The sequence below is a fragment of the Chloroflexus sp. genome (assembly GCF_034432675.1).
In the GTDB taxonomy this organism is placed as follows: Bacteria; Chloroflexota; Chloroflexia; order Chloroflexales; family Chloroflexaceae; genus Chloroflexus.
Genome location: NZ_DAOUBI010000245.1, coordinates 1 through 18,942, shown reverse-complemented (window position 1 = coordinate 18,942; position 18,942 = coordinate 1). Strand labels below are relative to the sequence as shown.

Genomic DNA, 18,942 nt, shown 5'->3' with positions numbered 1-18,942 from the left:
GCGGGTTGACGCGGATGCTCGCGGATGATCCGCGCCAATCCGCTAAATCCGCGTTCATCCGCGTGCCCTGTTTGTGGGGAACACGGGTAGATGCGGGTTGACGCGGATAAACGCGGATGATCCGCGCCAATCCGCGTGCCCTATTCAGATGCCCCCGCACGCTTGATCATCGCTGCGATTGCCACGGCCAGGGCATCGGGTAAGCCGCCGCCGCCCTGGGCAAGGCGGGCATTGCCACCGCCACGTCCACCGAGGACTGCCATCCCGGCGGCCAGGATTTGCCGGGCATCGCTGCCACTGTCTTCGGCGCAGGCAACGACGATCTGCGGTCGTTCGCTGCCGCCGGCGATGATGGCAATGCCACCCGGCAGTTCAGCGATAAAGCCGGCAATGGTGCGCAGGCGCTCGGCGTCGGCAGCGGGAAGGGTGGCGGTCACGATACGCCGCCCGTTGACGGGTGGGGTCTGCGCATACCAATGCGCTGCCCGCAGTGCGTCAAGTTCGCGCTGGGTCTGGCGCAGTTCGCGTTGGAGCGATTGCTGGGCCTCTTGCAAGCGATTGACGGTCTGCGGAAGTTCTGCCCAACCCACGCTCAACGCTGCGGCAGCCGTCCGCACAGCAATATCCCGTTCGTGAAGGGCGGTAATGACGCGATTCCCACACACAAACTCGACCCGGATCAGGCCACGTTGTCGCCCCCACCCCAGAACGGCAATCGCGCCGACTTCACCACTGCGGGCCGGATGGGTACCACCGCACGCTGAGTGATCGATGTCGCCAATGCTGACTACGCGCACTGCGTCGCTGACGGTTGGTGGTTTGCGCAGCGGGATCTGAGCCAGTTCGGTCGGCGATACGAAGCGGGCATGGATCGGTAGGTTTGCCCACACGGCACGATTGGCCCAGGCTTCGGCAGCCTGTACCTGATCCAGGCTGAGTTCGCCGATGCTGAGATCAATGGTGACGCTGCGCTCACTCAGATGAAAGGAGACGGTCGGCGCATTGCACGTCGCAATGAAGGCTGCGGTGAGGATGTGCTGACCACAGTGTTGTTGCATGTGGTCGAAGCGGCGTTCCCAGTTGATCCGACCGGTGACGACAGTTCCCGGTTCGGGAAGCTGAGCGCCGGTCGCCAGGATATGCCAGACAACGCCGTTGTCACTTTGCACGTCAATTACCGGCCAGCGCCGGTCAAGATCGGCGACGGCGGATAGCCAGCCATGATCGGCGGATTGACCACCACCCTCCGGGTAGAAGGCGCTCTGATCGAGGGCGACCGCAGGCAGCCCTTGATGTTCGGTCGTGGCTACCACCTGCGCGTTGAACGTTGTCAGGTAGGAATCGTCGTAGTAGAGGCGCATAGTGGCTTTCATAGGCTTTGGCTTGTATCAGTTGCAGGTACCTTGCAGGATAGGCGTTCGCACTTATGGATTGTTTCGGATATTCACCCCAACACCTTTACCGGTCGCCAGTTGTCACCATCACGTTTGAGAAGTGCGATGAGCTTACCGTCCGGATCGTGTGCCCGTGCATGCGGTGCGTCGGGTTCGGTTGCCGTAATGACCACTCCATGACGTAGTCGGCTGGCATCATTGGCATCAACCTGGACGAGGGGCCAGTCTTGCAGAACCGTTTCTGGCGGCAGGAGATAGTTGAGTAAGCACGACTGATCAGTCAAGGTTGCCAGTGGTACCGCCTGTGCGAGACGAAAGGGGCCGACGAAGGTACGCTGTAATGAGACCAGATGCCCACCGCAGCCAAGGGCAGCGCCAATGTCGCGGGCCAGTGCGCGAATGTAGACACCTTTACCGCATTCAACCTCGATGGTGAGATCGGGTAACACCCAATCAAGCAGCTCCAGGCGTTCAATCCGCACGAGGCGCGGCGCTAGCGTCACCTGATCACCGGCGCGGGCCAGAGCATAGGCGCGCTGACCGGCGACATGCAAGGCCGAAAAGGTGGGAGGTTGTTGGAGAATGTCACCCCGAAACCGGGCCAGAACAGCGGCGATTTCCGTAATCGTGAATGCCAGTACCGGCAGGGTTGCTACCGGTTCACCCTCGGCATCATCGGTCGTTGTCTGCACACCGAGGCGCACGACGCCACGGTAGCCCTTCCGGGCATCGACCAACTGATCAATCAGGCGGGTCGCACTGCCAAGAGCAACGGGTAATACACCCGTTGCTGCCGGATCGAGGGTACCGGCGTGGCCAACCTTTACCGCCCGCCCTGCCAGTCGGCGCACGCGGGCCACCACATCGTGCGATGTCAGACCAGCCGGTTTATCGACAACCAGAAATCCTGTTAATGCTGTCATTGCTTCCCATGTACAGCTTCGCGTAGGGCGGGAAGGACTGCATCCACTGCCGCGGTGAGGCTCATGGTCAACGTTGCCCCCGCAGCCTGGCGGTGACCACCACCACCCCAACGCTGAGCAACTGCCGCCACGTCAACACCCGGTACCGAACGCAAACTGATCTTTACCGTCCCATCAGGACGTTCACGAAAGAGGGCACAGGCCCGCATGCCGGCCACTCGTTGGAGGCGGGAGACCGTATCATCGGTTGCCGACTCATCAGCATTCGCTGCCTGCAACATCTCTTGGGAAACGACCGTCCAGAAGATACCATCTTCCTGCTGGAGCTGCGCCATTGCCATACCGGTCAAACGCAGGGTAGACGGTGGAATCGAAAAGAAGACAGCATCGATGACCGGTTGTTTGGCAGCACCGGCTTCCAGCAACATTGCAGCCCGACGCATCGTTGCCGGAGCAACATTTGGTGTTTGAAAGCTCTGCGTGTCGGTGAGCATACCCAGGTAGAGGCATGTTGCTACGTCAGCCGAGATCGGCCAGGCGAGTGCGGTAAACAGATCGAGTAAGACCTCAGCGCAGGAAGGGACCTGCGGCTGAATGAGACTCACCGTGCCACCGCCGTCATTGGTGGCATGGTGATCAACAATGATGAGTGGCCGATTGTTGAGAAACGCCGCATGCTCATCGTAGATCAGGCCGGCGCGTGAGAGATGGGCCACATCAACCATCCAGATCAGATCGCAGGGCGGTAACGTGGTACCGGATTGATACACGAGCAGATCGGTAAAACCGGGCAAAACAGCACAGTAGTCAATCGGCGGAGAGGAAGCGACTGTAATCGCTTCTTTACCCAATGCACGCAAGACGTGCATGGTCGCCAACATTGATCCAATCGCATCACCATCAGGATTCACGTGGCTCAGCACCAGAATCCGTTGAGCCTGTTCCAGCAGTGACCGGATCGGTTCGACCGCTTGCCGGGGATCGGTGTAGATCATAAGCATCCTGTTGGTACCGTAGCTGCTGGCGCGATAATGCGGTACACCGAATGACCAGCCCGCTTCTTGATCTCTTTGAGACGCAGATTGTGGCGCGGCCCAAGGCGGGGTATCAGATGGTTGAGGCCGCTCACAACAACAAACCAATACTCACCGCCGGGACGTAAATGGCGCAACGGTTCCAGAATAAACTCATGTTCGATAGCGTAGTCACCAATCTTAGCCGGAATGTTCGAGACAATCAAATCGTATGGGCCGGGAGGAGCCTCGCTCAAACCGACGCTGCCAAGGACGGTTACATTCGCTGTGGCGTTCAATTCGGCATTATGACGAGCGTAGCGCACGGCAAGCAGGTCTTTATCGACCAGAGTCACATCAGCCTGCGGAAAGCGACGAGCAAGGCAAATCCCGATGACCCCGCAACCGCAACCCACATCGAGAATACGCTGTGGTTCCGGAAATGCTGGTTCGATCAGACGCAGCAGTAAATCAGTCCCTTCATCGATCTGAAACGAAGAGAAGATCGTATGCGCCACATCGAATGCAAACTGCTGACCACGCCATACATACGTGATCCGCTTCTTGTAATAGGGATCGAACGGAACGAGATTACTGTTCATCGTCAAGTTTGGGCGGATTGACTAACCGCTCGTGTTGAATAGCGCGGAATACTTCGTCCATATGCATCGTGTAGTCGAGAGAGGTATCCTGAATCAGGTGCAATTCAGGAACAAAGCGCATATAACTCATCTCCTCGGCCACTCGTTTGCGCAAAAAGCCTCGTGCGCGCTGTAACGCAGCCATTGCCGCTTCCCGCTCTTCTGGTGAACCCATAACCGAAATGCGCACCTTTGCGTGTTGCAGATCGGCGCTGACCTCAACGCCGGTTACTGTTGCAAAACCAACCCGCGGATCTTTTAACTCTTTCTGTATGACATCACCAAGCACACGTTGCATAGTATCGGCAACCTGTTGCAAGCGGTGTTTTGCCATATGACTCTTCTCTTTCTAGCCACCCTGGTGAGTCCGGGCATGCAAATCGCCAGGGATTGCCTTTGGTTCGACAGATACTCTTTTCAGGGTATCACGAATGGTAGGAGATTGCCAGTCATGATTCTGTCGTTACAGGCAGCAAGTCACTCTGACGCACACCCCACGCGAGGCGTGCGTCAGAGGCGGGCAAACATCTTGCCGATTATCGCACCTACAACGAGGCGGCAACTGTCTCCTGGCGGTAGAACTCAAGAGCATCACCGACTTCGATATCGTTGAAGCCCTCAACAATGAGACCGCACTCGTAGCCGGCAGTCACCTCGCGCACATCATCTTTAAACCGTTTGAGTGACGAGATTTTACCGTCGTGGATCACCACGCCTCGCCGTAGCACGCGCACATTCTGACCGGTACGGGTGATCTTACCATCGGAAACGAAAACACCGGCGACGACTTCACGGGTTGGCAAGCGGAAGGTATTGCGCACCTCGGCATAGCCTTCGACCACCTCTTTGACGGTGGGGGCCAGCATACCGGCCATTGCCTTCTTCAGATCATCCTGCAACTGATAGATGATATTGTAGAAGCGAATATCGATCCCGTGCTGCTCGGCGTGGCGACGCGCTGCCGGGTCGGGGCGCGCATTAAAGCCGATGATGATCGCGTGACTGGCCAGGGCCAGGTTGACATCACCCTCAGTAATTGCTCCTACGCCGCGATGGATGATGCGGGTCTGTACGGCCTGCTGCGACTGGTTCAACTGCTCGATCAAATGGGCAATAGCATCGAGCGAACCCTGGACATCGGCTTTCAGGATCAGGTTCAACTCTTTCACCTGACCCTGTTTCACCTTGCCGAACAACTCTTCGAGGCTGGTACCGCGCGCAGCGGCGGCCATAACCTCTGCCCGTTGCTGGCGTTGACGTTGCAGAGCGATTTCACGGGCTACAACCAGGTCATCCATGACCTGCAAAATATCACCAGCCTGTGGCACACCTTCCAGACCAACAATCTCTACCGGTGTAGACGGTTCGGCATGGCGCAGACGTTTTCCACTATCACTGAACATCGACTTGATCTTACCGGCTACGCACCCCACCAGGACGTTATCCTCCAGATGGAGCGTTCCATTCTGGATCAAGACCGTTGCTACCGGGCCACGGCTTTTATCGAGTTTGGCCTCAACGATAGTGCCCACAGCGGGAGCATTTGGATTAGCACGCAGATCTTCGAGATCGGCAACCAGCAAGATCATCTCTAGCAGACCGTCAATATTGATTTTCTGACGTGCCGAAACGTGAACACAAGGCACATTTCCGCCGTACTCTTCAACAATCACCCCAACGTTTGCCAACTGCTGTTTGATCCGATCAGGGTTTGCCGTGGGCAGATCAATCTTATTGATCGCCACAATCATCGGCACACCGGCAGCCTTCACGTGGGCAATGGCCTCTTCGGTTTGTGGTTTCACACCGTCATCGGCAGCCACCACCAGCACCACAATGTCTGTCACCTGAGCACCACGGGCACGCATTGCGGTAAATGCTTCGTGACCCGGCGTATCCAGGAAGGTGATCTTGCGGTGATTAACCTCAATCTGATACGCGCCAATATGCTGCGTAATTCCACCGGCCTCACCCTCGGCGACACGGGTTGAACGGATCGCATCGAGTAGCTTGGTCTTGCCATGGTCAACGTGACCCATAATGGTCACCACTGGTGGCCGTGGCCGCATCTCTTCAGGTGGTTGTGCTCGCAAAACCTCTTTGACATCTTCGACGATACCGGCCATCTGTTCAGGCACATCTTCGGTCGTCTCAATACCAAAGTCGGCCATAATCAGCGCAGCGGTCTCGTAATCGATCTGCTGATTAATATTAGCCAGCACACCAGCCTTCAGCATCGCCTTGAGAATATCTGCCGCACCGATGCCGGTTGCTTCCGAAAGTTCACGTACGGTCATTACCGAAGGCAAGGCCACCGGGCCACGCGGACGCACCACTGCGCGTGCAGCCGGTTGAGGTGGTGGACGACGCAAGACGTGCTCGCGCTCGCGTTCTTCAGACTGCTGGCGACTGCGTAGCTGATTGCGTATTGCGCGAGGATTGTTCCCACCGCGTCCGGTCGGCGGCGTTACCCCGCCACCACCACGCGCAACCGGTGGTGTACCGGTACGCGCATTGGCAGCACCACCCTGCCGGGCGCCAGCAGGAGGTGTATTTCGATTAGGAGCCGGTGTAGTCGCCTGATTGCGTCCAGCGGAAGCCGGACGACCACTATTACCGGCTTGATTTCCAGCCGACCGGTTCCCACCGGTCGAAGCATTTGGACTACGTCCTGTACCAGGGTTAGGCGCGCCAACGGCTCGATTACTGCCAGACTGGCCTGTGCTGCGTCCACTGCCTGTGCCCGTACTGCCTGTATCACGTCGTGGTTTATCGCTCATTATCAACTTCCTTTCTGAGGAGAGCAATGGTAAACCTCCATCGATCTCCTGCATTGTTCAGGCACGTGTACGTCAACGGCGCTTAGAGCAGTTGTCTCTTACAGACTAGCCAATCACACGCAGACGAGCCTCTGAATTCTTCGATGCGTGCAAAAGCGTTTACGCAGACGCCGTTGACTCCGTTTCCTGAAGCAACTGTTGCCCCATTGCTTCGATGACTACCCGATCATCTGGATGCAGTGTCGCAATCTTCAATGCCCGTTCGAGAGCATTGCGACGCAACGCCTGCGCCCAACATAATGGATTGCGACACAGATACGCACCTCGTCCGGGTTGCTTCCCGGTCGGATCGATCACCACGCGCCCATCAGCATTGCGTACCAGCCGAATCAATGCACGTTTGGCATCACTCTGGCGACAAACAATGCACATACGCTTCGGCACGTGCCGTGGACGTGGTGTAGCGGTCTTAGGGTTGGCCGCCATGACCTTACTCCTCATCGGGCACTACCTGTCCACCTTCCAGCAAAATGTAGGAAGCGAACAGGCGGTCATTGTAATAGATAAAAATCTTCTGCGAGGTCGCTCGCACCTGTACCGTCTTACCGACCAGATCGGAACCAAGAGGGCCATAGCGATGGCCACGGTAGAGAATGGTACCGTCAGGTTGCACCACTCGCGTCTCTACCGGAGCCATTGCCAGCTCAGCCTCAATCGCCATCTGTTCAGCTTCTGCCTCCGCACGCGCCTCAGCCGCTGCTCGTTCCTCTTCAAGCAGCACCGAGGCACTCTTAATATCGATCCGCCAACCAGTCAGCTTCGCGGCCAGGCGTACATTTTGCCCTTCTTTACCAATTGCCAGTGACAATTGCTTATCGGGCACAATAACCAGGGCGGTGTGCTCGTGATCATTAAGATGAACTTCGACCACCTGAGCCGGCGAAAGTGCGTTGGCAATGTACTCGCGCGGATCAGACGACCACTGCACAACATCGATCTTCTCGCCGTTCAGCTCGTTCACAATATTCTGAATGCGGATACCACGCATACCAACACACGAACCAACCGGATCGATCCCCTCTTGACGAGCGGCGACGGCGACCTTCGTGCGCAGCCCCGGCTCGCGAGCGATAGACTTAATCTCAACGGCGCCATTGTAGATTTCAGGCACCTCCATCTCGAAGAGACGGAGGATCAAATTCTTATGCGCACGAGAGGCGATCAGGCGTGGCCCTCGCTCATCCTTCTTAACTTCCATCAAATAGACTTTCAGCCGCTGCCCGTGGTAGTAGCGGTCATTCGCTACCTGCTCTTTCGGTGGAATGATGGCTTCGGCTTTCCCAAGTTCAAGAATCACGTTACCGCGCGGGCCGTTATTGCGCTGAACGGTTGCCGTGAGCAATTCCCCTTCGCGATCCTCAAACTCGCTGTAGATGTAATTGCGCTCAATATCCTTGATGCCCTGCAAGACAACCTGCTTGGCGGTTTGAGCAGCAATCCGCCCGAAATCACGCGGAGTACTCTCGACCAGGACTGCCTCGCCGATCTGCGCATCAGGTTTAATGCGGCGAGCCGCTTCGAGATCGATCTCAAAACGCTCATCGTACACTTCATCAACAACCTGTTTCTCAGCGTACACCCGCGCCACACCACTTACCGGATCGAGCTTGACAACCACATCGATAGCCGGCGGATTCGGGCCTAATAAACGTCGATACGCACTCACCAATGCCCGTTCCATCACATCGATGATGGCCTCTTTTGGAATACCGCGCTCGGATGCAATCTGAGTAATTGCCGCGTAAAAATCGCTTTTCATCGCTGTAACTCGCCTGATAATAAGAAAAGTGGGTTCAACCCACTTTCCACCCGAACAACGCAGACTGCTGCGATAAGCCACTACACAGAGGCAGCGGAAGCGGCTTGTGAAAAGCCCTCACAGACGATTCATACGACAACCTTGAACAGCCTGATAAGCTTACCGCCCATACCAACTACCAGCCAGGTTACAAACCATACGACGGTTGTCTTTGCCTGTAATGGGTTGGTATACCTGTCGCCAGTTTCAACAAAGCATTGACAACCTACTGCTCGTCAGGGTTCGGGCCATGGGCTTAGTACACACTAATACCTTGTGGCTGTACCCTAGCCGTAGACAGTATACAACAGTATTGGCAATTCCGCAAACCTGAATCTGGCCTAAGCTGGGGGAGGGAGGATGTAGAAAGTAGGAGAGAGGGGAGAGAAGGGAGGGATGAGAGGAGCGGAGAGAGAAGAGGAGAGAGGGGAGAAGTAGAAAAGAGAAGATACTCGCCGGGGCATCAATTGATTGAGGATGGTTTTGAGTTGTCGCTTGATCGACTCTGATAATAGAACATATGAACTAAAACTATCGCCATGAAACACCGAAGTGTGGTATAATAAAGAAGAATCGGGCGAGCGAATGAGTACACGCATGCGCCAAACACTTCATATAACCGATGCACTGGCGGTGGGCTATACAGTCATTCACCGTCAGCCTTTTATTCTGCTCTTCTCAATTGGTTTGAGTGTCTATCTCTGGCTTGGCAGTGCAATCACACTGGCGATGCCCTCTTCATACAACCAAAGTGTTGCAGCGCAGTGGATCGGGACATTACACGCCGTTGATGCCCGTACCTTACTGGTTGTAACCAACAGCATTCCCATCCTGGCTCCTGGCCTGGATGCAGTAGTACCGCCACCACTCGCTCTGCCGGTAATGGAATTTGCAGGGGTAGTGATGATACTTAACGTGATAACCCTGGCGCTGAGTAGCTGGTTTTTGGTGAGCTTACGCCAGATCATTCTGCGCGAGCGATTGCCGTGGCAGATGGTGTTGCGACGAACGCTTAACGTTGCCCTGCGCCTGAGCATCGTCTTTGTACTGATCGGGTGTGTGATCGCACCAATCGGTGGATTGAGTCTGCTGACAATGCTCCTCATGCCGGCGACGACAACGTTGATCTACTACGGATGGATCGTGCTGGTTATTACTGGCCTGATTGGATTTGGGTTCACGCCAGAGATCATCACTCTGAGTGATGAGCGCTCACTTAACGCTCTTTGCAAAAGCTGGCAACTCGCTCGTCAGCGTTGGTTAGCGATTGCTACCTTTCTGGCCGTCTGTACGGTGATTGAGGTTGGCTTTGCCCAACTCTGGCGCTCGCTGGCAACCCAACCAGGCTGGCTGGCACCGGCCATTATCGGCAATGCCTACATTGGCAGTGGCTTACGTGCCGCTCGTCTGCAATTTTATCGCTATCACGCCGCCACGCTATCGCCGGCGTAGGGCGAAACACAATGTGACACTATAAGGAAAACAGACTATGACAAGCGAGACACCGACAACCTACGATGAAAGTCAGATTCAGGTGCTTGAGGGCATGGAAGCCGTGCGCAAGCGCCCCGGTATGTATATTGGCCCAACCGACATCAATGGCCTGCATACGATGGTGCGTGAAGTGGTTGACAATTCGGTCGATGAGGTGATGGCCGGTCGTGCAACCAGCGTGAGCGTTACCATTCATCGTGATGGCTCGGTGACCGTCAGTGATGATGGGTCGGGGATTCCGGTCGGTATTCATCCCAAAGAGGGGATTAGCACGCTGACTCTGGTGATGACGCGCCTGCACGCTGGTGGTAAATTCGGCAGCGGTGGCTATAAGGTTTCGTCTGGCCTGCACGGGGTCGGCGTCTCGGCTGTCAATGCCCTGTCGGCTTACATGCGGGTAGATGTGTATCGCAATGGCCGCCACTACTACCAGGAATATCGGGCCGGTGTGCCGGTCACCGATGTAATCGATCTCGAACCAACCGACCGCCACGGCACGACGACGCGCTTTTTGCCCGACACATCCATCATTCAAACGCTTGACTACAATTTCGATACGCTGGCCCAGCGTTTCCGCGAGATGAGCTATCTCAATAAGGGGCTGCGCTTTAAGTTTGTTGATGAACGGACAAACCGCGAACTCAACTTCTATTTTGAAGGCGGAATTGTTTCCTATGTCCGCCATCTGAACAAAGACAAGACAGTACTCCATCGTCAACCGTTCTATGTCGAGCGTATTGTTGACGATGTGATGGTTGAGGTAGCACTCCAGTACACCGATTCGTTCGATACCGATAACGTCTACACCTTCGCCAATAACATCAACAACGCCGATGGTGGATCGCACCTGTCAGGATTTCGCACTGCACTGACCCGTGTCATCAACAATTATGCACGGGCAAAGGGGCTGTTGAAAGACAACGAAAGCAACTTGACCGGTGATGATGTGCGCGAGGGCTTGACGGCGGTTATCAGCGTTAAGCTGAAAGACCCTCAGTTCTCGTCGCAAACCAAAGAGAAGCTGGTCAGCCCGGAGGCGGCTAGTGCGGTGGCGACGGTGTTCAGCGATGCGTTCAGTGCCTGGCTCGACGAGAATCCCACTGAAGCGCGGCGTATTATCGAAAAAGCTATTTCTGCTGCGCGTACCAGGCTGGCCGTACAGAAGGTACGCGAGACAGCACGCAAGAGTGCGATGGAGGGGTTCTCGCTCCCCGGTAAGCTCGCCGATTGTTCCGACCCCAATCCGGCCCGCTGTGAACTCTACATTGTTGAGGGTGATAGCGCAGGCGGCACGGCGAAGCAGGGACGTGACCGGCGCTTCCAGGCGATTTTGCCGTTGCGCGGTAAGATACTTAATGTCGAAAAGAGTCGGCTTGATCGCATGCTCTCAAATGCCGAGGTGCGTGCGCTAATTACCGCCATCGGTACGTCTATCGGTGATCAGTTCGATCTCAGTAAATTGCGCTATCACCGCATTTTCCTGATGACCGACGCTGATGTTGACGGCAGCCATATCCGCACGCTACTGTTGACCTTCTTCTTCCGGCATATGCGACCGCTCATTACCAACGGTCATTTGTTCATCGCCCAACCACCACTCTACCGGATCAGACACGGTCGCGAGCAGATCTATACCTATTCTGATGCTGAGCGTGATGCGTATCTGAGCAAATTGCCACCTGGTACCAAGGTAGAAATCCAGCGTTACAAAGGGTTGGGCGAAATGAACGCCGAACAGCTCTGGGAGACGACGATGAATCCGCAAAACCGGGTTATTCTTCAGGTGACGCTGGAAGATGCTGCACGCGCCGATGAGACATTTACGATGCTGATGGGAGACCTGGTGCCACCGCGCCGGCGGTTCATTCAAACCCATGCGAACGAGGTGGTTGAGCTGGATATTTGAGAGGATGTTCAGCGGGCACGTGAACGTCGCGTAGGGCTGTTACTGTTGCACCACCGAGCCACAGAGGACACAGAGGGAATACACTCTGTAGTGTTCTCTGAGTCTCGGTGGTTTTGTATGACACTACTGAGGCACAGAGGGAACTTGCCGGTGCAGGCATTCTGTAAAGTGATGGCTGATTGCGTCAATCCCCAACATCTTTTTGAGGTAGTTCCAAGCGCTGAAACTCGCTGCTTGGCTCCTGCGTATATTGCAGCGACAGACCAGGCTTACCTACAAGTAAGGAGGTAACAGTGACTGCACCCGACCCATTTTCATTACCATCTGCTACACCTGAGCCACGCCGACGCAATCTATTACCGATCCTGATCGGTGGTGGCCTGGCTGGCATCTTGCTGATTGTGATCGGCGGCGCTGCACTGGCATTTACGCTGTTGACGCAACGGGCCAATAACTTGCCCGAATTATTGCCGGCGGAAACGCAAATATATGCCACGTTCACCCCCAATCTCAGCGATCTCCCCAATATCGAACGCCTGCGGCAGGCATTTCCCGAAATGTTTGACTATCAGGAGAGTGAGACGACTTCGGATCTGCTGGCGGAACGCTTTGGGGTTACCTTCGCCGAAGATATTGCCCCATGGATCGGTGCCGAGATGGCACTGGCGCTGTACGGTCTGCCTATCGAAGAGTTGACTAATCTGTCTGGCCTGGAGCCGGCTGATCCGATGAATCCGTTCTCGACGCCTCTGGATCAGGAAACGAATATTCTCTTGCTGGCAGCGGTACGCGATCAACGGGCTGCGCAGGCTTTTCTCGATAAACAACGGGCGTTCCGCGAACAGAAAGGCGAACGCTTTACGACAAACACTATCAACAACGTGACGATTTACGCCAGCGAAAGCGATACAACACCGTTTGCAGCCTTTGCCCTGGCCCGGAACACGGTCGTTTTCGCCAATAAGGCCGAGAACATTGCTACGTTGGTACAACAAGAGAATAACAGTACGCTTGCCCGCAATACATCATTTCAGGCAGTAGTCCAGGCCCTCCCCGGCGACCGCATGGCAACCATTTATATTTCTGGTGATACTATCGCCCGCCTCACCGATGCATTGCTTGAGTCGTCCACCAATACAGTACCAACTACGATCTTCAACGATGCGAAGGCTGCGGCCCAGGCTCTGCAGGGAGTAGGTTTGACGATGGCGGTCATTGAGCGGGGTCTACGCTTCGACGCCGTCTCGGTGTTTGATCAGAATCGGCTGGGGAACGACTTGCGCGAACGGATCGCTCAATCACGGCCTGCCGTTTCGCCAGAACGGGCGGGCGATGTTGATAGTGCGGCACTTGGTGCGTTCAGTTTTCTCATTCCCGAAGACTGGGGACAGCAATTGCGTGATCAGCTTGCCGCCTCACCCGAAACGGCAAATACGCTCGACGATCTTGAAGCAAGCCTGAACATCGACTTCGAGCGCGATCTGTTTCGCTGGTTCCACGGTGAGGGTGTGATTACTTTGTTACCGCTTGACAGCAACGACCTGCCGGTTGGCGGGTATTTCGCGCTACGAGTTGCCGACCGGTCTGCCGCTGAACAAGGGATGGAGCGGATAAGTGCTTTTGTTGCCGATTCGTTCGGTCTGGTGTTTACCGACACATCACTGGGTCGTACTCAGGTACAGGCGATAGAAGAAGGCGATCTCTTCGTCGGCTACGGCTTCAACGGGAATGATCTGGTGATTGCATTCGGTCGTCAGGCGATGGAGTCGGCATTTGGGGCTGAACAGAAATTGTCAAGCCAGAGCGACTATGCCGACGTGCTGCGGGCATTACCTTCTCCGAACAGCGGCATCCTTCACGTCAACCTCACGGCTGTGCGGGAACTGTACAATCGGGTCAGTACCGATCTGGCCGATCCCGACCTTGAACAACGTCTGGCACCGTTCAAGGCGATCACATCCACCGGTACCGTTGGCCTGGATAATCAGGGCGCTCTTCGCGGAACGTTGTTGTTGAGTATTGGTTCCTGAGCGATCACTGTGGCGATAGACCGGTTCTGAAAACGTCAGTTCGGAACCGCGCCAAGTGAAGAAACCGCACATCGAGCCGGCTTATTCCGCGCTGACGGTATGTATGCAGCACAGGCAGCCGCCTGTGCTGCTTCGTTATCCCACACTCACATTATGGTACGATAGATGGGGAGAGGTTCACAGAGGAGTTACGAGCATGACACAACAAGCCCCGCATCGCTACCTTGGCAAAGCGCGTAAATTAGTCGATGGCGTCGAGAAGGTGACCGGTCGTGCCCGTTACGCCGGAGATGTTTCCCTACCGGGTATGCTGCACGGCAAGCTGGCCCTCAGCCTGTTCGCCCATGCCCGGATTACCCGGATCGATACTGCGGCGGCGCTGAAGATTCCCGGCGTGGTCGCGGTATTAACTGCCGACGATCTGCCCACACGCAATCGGCAGCCCTCATCACGACAGACGACAACCCTCGCCAGAGAGGTTGTTCGCTACCGTGGTGAACCGGTTGTGCTGGTTCTGGCCACCAGTCTGGCGGCTGCCGAGGATGGTGTGGCTGCCTTGCAGATCGATTATGAACCGTTGCCGGCACCGGTTACTGCGGAAGCCGCCCTCGATCCGGCGGCACCGGTGATTTGGCCGCAGGGTGCGCCGAAGGCCGACACCGATTTAACTGCGGCCCACGCCGCCGTGGCACGTGGCGAAGAGCAGAGTGACCACGTCGCCTCGAACATCCATGAACAGAAACGCTTCAGTCGGGGTGATGCCCTGGCGGCGCTCGCCACTGCTGAGGTGGTGGTCGCAGGCACCTATCGAACGGCGATAGTTCACCAGGGCTACCTGGAACCGCACGCTGTGGTTGCCGATATCGAACCGGTACGCAAGCACATCACTCTGTACACCAGCACGCAGGGGCAGTTTGGGGTTCGCGATGAAGTCGCCCGTTTGCTTGGACTGCGGACAAGTCAGGTAACGGTGGTACCGATGACGGTCGGCGGTGGGTTTGGCGCCAAATACGGCATTCTCGATCCACTGGCTGCCGCTGCTGCGCTGGCCGTCGGGCGACCGGTACGGATCGTCCTTGACCGCAGTGAAGACTTTCTGACTACCACCCCCTCACCGGCCAGTACCATCACGATCAAACTGGGAGCAACTCGTGAAGGGATTCTGACCGCAATCGTGGCCGAGATGGTGATTGACAATGGCGTCTACCCCTTCACACTGGGCGGCATCATGAGCACGCTACTCGGCGGCTACTACCACTGCCCCAACGTCCAGATTGATGTGGTTGAAGTCCTAACCCACAAACCCCAGGCCGGGGCATACCGTGCGCCGGGGGCACCGCAAGTTACGTTCGCGCTTGAGTCGAGCATCGATGAGCTGGCTCGCCGTCTGGAGCTTGATCCGCTTGAGCTACGCTTGCGAAACGCAGCGACGACCGGCGACCCGATGGGCAACAACGACCCGTGGCCGTCGATGGGGCTACGGCAGGTGCTAGAAGCCGCAGCCAGCCATCCACTCTGGCGCGACCGCACATCGGGCAGCGGAGTCGGCCTGGCGATTGGCGGCTGGCCGTGTGGGATGTCACCCGCCGCAGCCGTTTGTCGGGTTGACACCGATGGGATCGTGCGCGTCCACGTCGGCTCGGTTGACATTTCAGGTGTCAACAGCAGCTTCGTACTGGTGGCGGCGGAGATGCTGGGTGTACCACCCGAACAGGTCGAGATTGTGGCCGGCGACACTCGCAGCGGGCCGTTTGCCGGGCCGAGTGGCGGCAGTCAGATCACGTACAGTGTTGCCGGTGCGGTAGCTGCGGCGGCCCAGGAAGCCCGGCGGCAGCTTCTGAAGGTTGCTGCTGATATGTTGGAAGCCCGCATTGACGATCTCGACCTGCGTGATGGCGCTATCCATGTCCGGGGCTTGCCTGGACGCACACTGCCAATTGGCGAGGTTGCCCGGCGTGCTCAGGAACAGCAGGGCGGGCCGGGACCTATTGTCGGTGAAGGGCGAACAGCACCCGCCGAGAATGCTCCCGGCTTTGTCGCGCATATCGTGCAGGTCACGGTAGACCACGAAACCGGACGAGTGCAACCGTTGCGGTATGTTGCAATCCAAGATGTCGGGTTTCCGCTCAACCCGCTGATGGTGGAAGGCCAGATTCATGGTGGTGCCGTGCAGGGAATTGGTTGGGGATTGCACGAAGCACTCCGCTACGACGAGAATGGCGAGCTATTGACGGCCAGTCTTATGGATTACACCCTGCCACGTGCGGCAGATGTGCCGTCGATTGAAACTGTTCTGGTCACCAATCCGGCACCCAACGGACCGTTTGGCGCACGTGGTGTTGGCGAACCACCGATCACCGCTGGGGCAGCAGCCCTCGCCAATGCGATCCGCGATGCTACCGGTGCCCGTATCTACGAACTGCCGATGCGCGATGAAGTGGTGTGGCGGGCAATAGCGATGCAGAACAGCAAAGATATTCGATAAATTGGTAACGTGCTGCCTGATGCTGAATGTGATACGTACAGGTCACTCGATCACTCAACAGTGAATTACTCTATAGTATGGTAACTGTCAGGCAAGGCCGTTCCTCAAGCACGTTGAGCATGAAGAGTGCGGAAGCCGGGCTTCCGCACTTTATGTCAATCAATATTGGTAGTACTGAATGTGCGAAGGCTATAGTTGGAACCGTGGTCAGTTCTACACCACAGCATTGGTGTATTGTCTACGTCAGTGAAGTGATCCTGGAGTAGAGTATTGAAAAGCCAGAGAATAGTGAATTGAACCTCGTCGTACCCGTTATACACAGCGTGACCACTTGACACTTCCAAACAATCCGACACGTGTAAGGTCATCCCTTCAGCGCGTGATTGATACGGGGATGTGCGAAATAACTTCTCCTACGATAGACTATCTGATCAGCTTTGACAACTATGATAAGACTTCTATCCTTCCTGATAATTGCGCTTATTGGCGTAGCAGGTGGTGCGATCTGGCAGCTTACCAGCATACCTTCGCGACAACATATCACTGTTGGAAGTTATGGTGATAACAGGTATGTGCAGGGGTTTCATGCTCGCGAACGCACACTGGAAAACCGCATACCGTTCCGCTGGTCGCAACCGCAGGGTAGCAGCATCTGGTTCTGGCCACAACCATCTGGTCACCCGACATACATCAGTCTTCACCTGTATCGTCCCGACGAGATACTACTCACCCTGACCACGAATAATGCCCAGATTACTTTTACCCTTTTATCAGGGCCGCGGATATACCACATTTTATTACCTTCAGGGAGTGAACCGGTACACTTGACAACCACCCCAATGCCTGCTCCGATTGAAGACAAGCGTTCACTTGGTATCATGCTCTTCAGCCTGACTGTGACGAGAATGACACCCGTGCAATGGTCAGATGTGTGGCAAACTTTTATTCTGGCGCCATTCTTCCCTCTGGCTCTCCTCGGTATGTGTGTAGCCATTACCATGATCGGGTGTCTGGAATACATTGTGAGTGTGCCCATCACACTGGCTATCATCGTCCTCGCGGGGCAAACCTGGCCGGCGTGGCGCTTAGAGATTGCCTGGATCACGGGTTGGCTGTCAGTCGTTGCCTGCATTAGTGCAGGTATCTATCGTTTAACACACATTCGTGCCCTCTCGCAATCTATCAACGACCGCAGCGCAACTGCATTATTGCTTTGCCTTGGCACCCTAACCCTCGTGCTGACCTATGTGCCTGTCGTGAGGTCTGATGGAACCGGCTACTACGCTTACGCAAGATCACTTGTCTATCGTGGTGATCTGGTTATGGATGAAACATTCACCGATTATCCAGTCTATTTGCGGCGTACCGAGACAGGACTACTGGCAAATCCATGGTCAGCCGGACCGGCAATGATCTGGTTTGGGCCGCTGGCGCTGTATAGACTGGTTAACGGTGGAAATGGTCACGATCAGGGAGCATACGCAGTGGTCTGTCTCATCAGTGCCTGGGCATGCATCGGTACCATGCTAATCGCGTATCGCTGTGCGCGACGCTGGTATACTCCGGCAGCCAGTCTCATCGGTGCAATAGGCGGTTTTTATGGTAGCACACTATGGTATTACAGTATGCGCGAAGAAGGATTTGCCCATGCATTCAGTGCTTTTGTGTGTGCGCTTGCCATCCTGACCTGGTTACGCCTGTGTGAGCAACCGAGTCTCAGGCGCTGGATTGCATTCGGTGTTGCTGCTGGACTGGCCGTTCTCATCTATTGGGCCACGATCCTTCTTCTTATCGCACCGTGTCTTGGTATCCTGGCCTGGCTGTTCACAGTACGTCGCGACTACCGCCACATTCTTGCGATTACCGGCTATTGTCTGTTAGCTGCGCTCATCGGGTTACTTGTGTTTAGCCCGCAAATGATAGTATGGAATGCGATATACAGCACACCTCTTGCCAAGCCACCGGGAACCCCTTCGCTTGTACTAAGTGAGCCACATATCATTGACCTGTTTACGGCCCGCATGGGACTGGTTCGTTGGACACCGCTGGTAATGATAGGTCTGGCCGGCCTGTTCCTGGTGGCCTGGCGAAATCCACTAACAGGTTTTTCGCTGATAATCGCAGCGTTCATCTACATTAGCTACAATGGACTATGCTGCCGCACGCCAAACTGCGCGACACGCGCATGACGAGCGGGTAAAGCAATCCATCCAGCACGTGATAGCACGGCTGGAGCGACGCACTGCCATCGGGTCAGTCGCTCAAACCAACACCCATAGCGATCATACCCGATGATGCGCACGTGGTTAACACCAGTTGTGGGTAATGCATAGCAGTGCGGGGGAGGAGTGCGTTGGAGGTGCGTGCTCCCTATCAGGCCAGTGCGTGCGCTCCACGATGCAGCGCTGACGGGCAGGG

Annotated in this window: 13 protein-coding genes; 5 read left to right on the top strand and 8 right to left on the bottom strand. The window is 56.0% G+C overall.

From position 1 onward, the window contains the following. Positions 1–140 precede the first annotated feature (140 nt). The 8 genes from VAE55_RS18405 to nusA form a co-directional block, all read right to left on the bottom strand. Entirely contained in the window at positions 141–1,373 is a 1,233-nt protein-coding gene (locus VAE55_RS18405; protein WP_322817175.1) for an alanyl-tRNA editing protein, read from the bottom strand. A 71-nt stretch (positions 1,374–1,444) separates the two neighbouring features. Beyond that, entirely contained in the window at positions 1,445–2,317 is an 873-nt protein-coding gene (gene truB, locus VAE55_RS18400; RefSeq protein ID WP_322817174.1) for a tRNA pseudouridine(55) synthase TruB, read from the bottom strand. Beyond that, positions 2,314–3,312 carry a bifunctional oligoribonuclease/PAP phosphatase NrnA gene (locus VAE55_RS18395; protein ID WP_322817173.1) on the bottom strand — a complete coding sequence of 333 codons (999 nt, stop codon included), beginning with the start codon at positions 3,310–3,312 and terminating at the stop codon, positions 2,314–2,316. The genes truB and VAE55_RS18395 overlap by 4 nt, the downstream gene beginning before the upstream one ends. Continuing rightward, the gene (locus tag VAE55_RS18390; protein ID WP_322817172.1) at positions 3,309–3,932 is read right to left on the bottom strand and encodes a class I SAM-dependent methyltransferase; all 624 of its coding nucleotides are present in this window, start codon (positions 3,930–3,932) and stop codon (positions 3,309–3,311) included. The genes VAE55_RS18395 and VAE55_RS18390 overlap by 4 nt, the downstream gene beginning before the upstream one ends. Next, on the bottom strand, positions 3,922–4,305 hold the full coding sequence (gene rbfA, locus VAE55_RS18385; RefSeq protein ID WP_012258866.1) for a 30S ribosome-binding factor RbfA: 384 nt from the start codon (positions 4,303–4,305) through the stop codon (positions 3,922–3,924). The genes VAE55_RS18390 and rbfA overlap by 11 nt, the downstream gene beginning before the upstream one ends. A 211-nt stretch (positions 4,306–4,516) precedes the next feature. Continuing rightward, positions 4,517–6,751, bottom strand: a complete 2,235-nt coding sequence (infB, locus tag VAE55_RS18380; protein ID WP_322817171.1) for a translation initiation factor IF-2 — start codon at positions 6,749–6,751, stop codon at positions 4,517–4,519. A gap of 159 nt (positions 6,752–6,910) precedes the next feature. Beyond that, positions 6,911–7,237 (bottom strand): RNase P modulator RnpM, encoded by a 327-nt coding sequence (rnpM, locus tag VAE55_RS18375; RefSeq protein WP_322817170.1) that lies wholly within the window; start codon positions 7,235–7,237, stop codon positions 6,911–6,913. Positions 7,238–7,241: 4 nt separating this feature from the next. After that, positions 7,242–8,570 (bottom strand): transcription termination factor NusA, encoded by a 1,329-nt coding sequence (gene nusA / locus VAE55_RS18370; RefSeq protein WP_322817169.1) that lies wholly within the window; start codon positions 8,568–8,570, stop codon positions 7,242–7,244. Between the two features lie 636 nt (positions 8,571–9,206). Here nusA and VAE55_RS18365 point away from each other — a divergent pair. The 5 genes from VAE55_RS18365 (at position 9,207) to VAE55_RS18345 (ending at position 18,713) form a co-directional block, all read left to right on the top strand. Further along, positions 9,207–10,061 carry a hypothetical protein gene (locus VAE55_RS18365; RefSeq protein ID WP_322817168.1) on the top strand — a complete coding sequence of 285 codons (855 nt, stop codon included), beginning with the start codon at positions 9,207–9,209 and terminating at the stop codon, positions 10,059–10,061. A 37-nt stretch (positions 10,062–10,098) separates the two neighbouring features. Further along, the gene (gene gyrB / locus VAE55_RS18360; RefSeq protein WP_322817167.1) at positions 10,099–12,009 is read left to right on the top strand and encodes a DNA topoisomerase (ATP-hydrolyzing) subunit B; all 1,911 of its coding nucleotides are present in this window, start codon (positions 10,099–10,101) and stop codon (positions 12,007–12,009) included. Positions 12,010–12,302: 293 nt separating this feature from the next. After that, positions 12,303–14,039: a DUF3352 domain-containing protein gene (locus tag VAE55_RS18355; protein ID WP_322817166.1), complete on the top strand. Its 1,737-nt coding sequence runs from the start codon at positions 12,303–12,305 to the stop codon at positions 14,037–14,039. Positions 14,040–14,235: 196 nt separating this feature from the next. After that, entirely contained in the window at positions 14,236–16,524 is a 2,289-nt protein-coding gene (locus tag VAE55_RS18350; RefSeq protein ID WP_322817165.1) for a xanthine dehydrogenase family protein molybdopterin-binding subunit, read from the top strand. Between the two features lie 446 nt (positions 16,525–16,970). Continuing rightward, positions 16,971–18,713, top strand: a complete 1,743-nt coding sequence (locus VAE55_RS18345; RefSeq protein ID WP_322817164.1) for an ArnT family glycosyltransferase — start codon at positions 16,971–16,973, stop codon at positions 18,711–18,713. Positions 18,714–18,942 lie beyond the last annotated feature (229 nt).

Coding starts and splice junctions, on each gene's coding strand:
- VAE55_RS18405 (WP_322817175.1), bottom strand. CDS start 1,373: ATGAAAGCCACTATGCGCCTCTACTACGACGATTCCTACCTGACAACG.
- truB (WP_322817174.1), bottom strand. CDS start 2,317: ATGACAGCATTAACAGGATTTCTGGTTGTCGATAAACCGGCTGGTCTG.
- VAE55_RS18395 (WP_322817173.1), bottom strand. CDS start 3,312: ATGATCTACACCGATCCCCGGCAAGCGGTCGAACCGATCCGGTCACTG.
- VAE55_RS18390 (WP_322817172.1), bottom strand. CDS start 3,932: ATGAACAGTAATCTCGTTCCGTTCGATCCCTATTACAAGAAGCGGATC.
- rbfA (WP_012258866.1), bottom strand. CDS start 4,305: ATGGCAAAACACCGCTTGCAACAGGTTGCCGATACTATGCAACGTGTG.
- infB (WP_322817171.1), bottom strand. CDS start 6,751: ATGAGCGATAAACCACGACGTGATACAGGCAGTACGGGCACAGGCAGT.
- rnpM (WP_322817170.1), bottom strand. CDS start 7,237: ATGGCGGCCAACCCTAAGACCGCTACACCACGTCCACGGCACGTGCCG.
- nusA (WP_322817169.1), bottom strand. CDS start 8,570: ATGAAAAGCGATTTTTACGCGGCAATTACTCAGATTGCATCCGAGCGC.
- VAE55_RS18365 (WP_322817168.1), top strand. CDS start 9,207: ATGCGCCAAACACTTCATATAACCGATGCACTGGCGGTGGGCTATACA.
- gyrB (WP_322817167.1), top strand. CDS start 10,099: ATGACAAGCGAGACACCGACAACCTACGATGAAAGTCAGATTCAGGTG.
- VAE55_RS18350 (WP_322817165.1), top strand. CDS start 14,236: ATGACACAACAAGCCCCGCATCGCTACCTTGGCAAAGCGCGTAAATTA.
- VAE55_RS18345 (WP_322817164.1), top strand. CDS start 16,971: ATGATAAGACTTCTATCCTTCCTGATAATTGCGCTTATTGGCGTAGCA.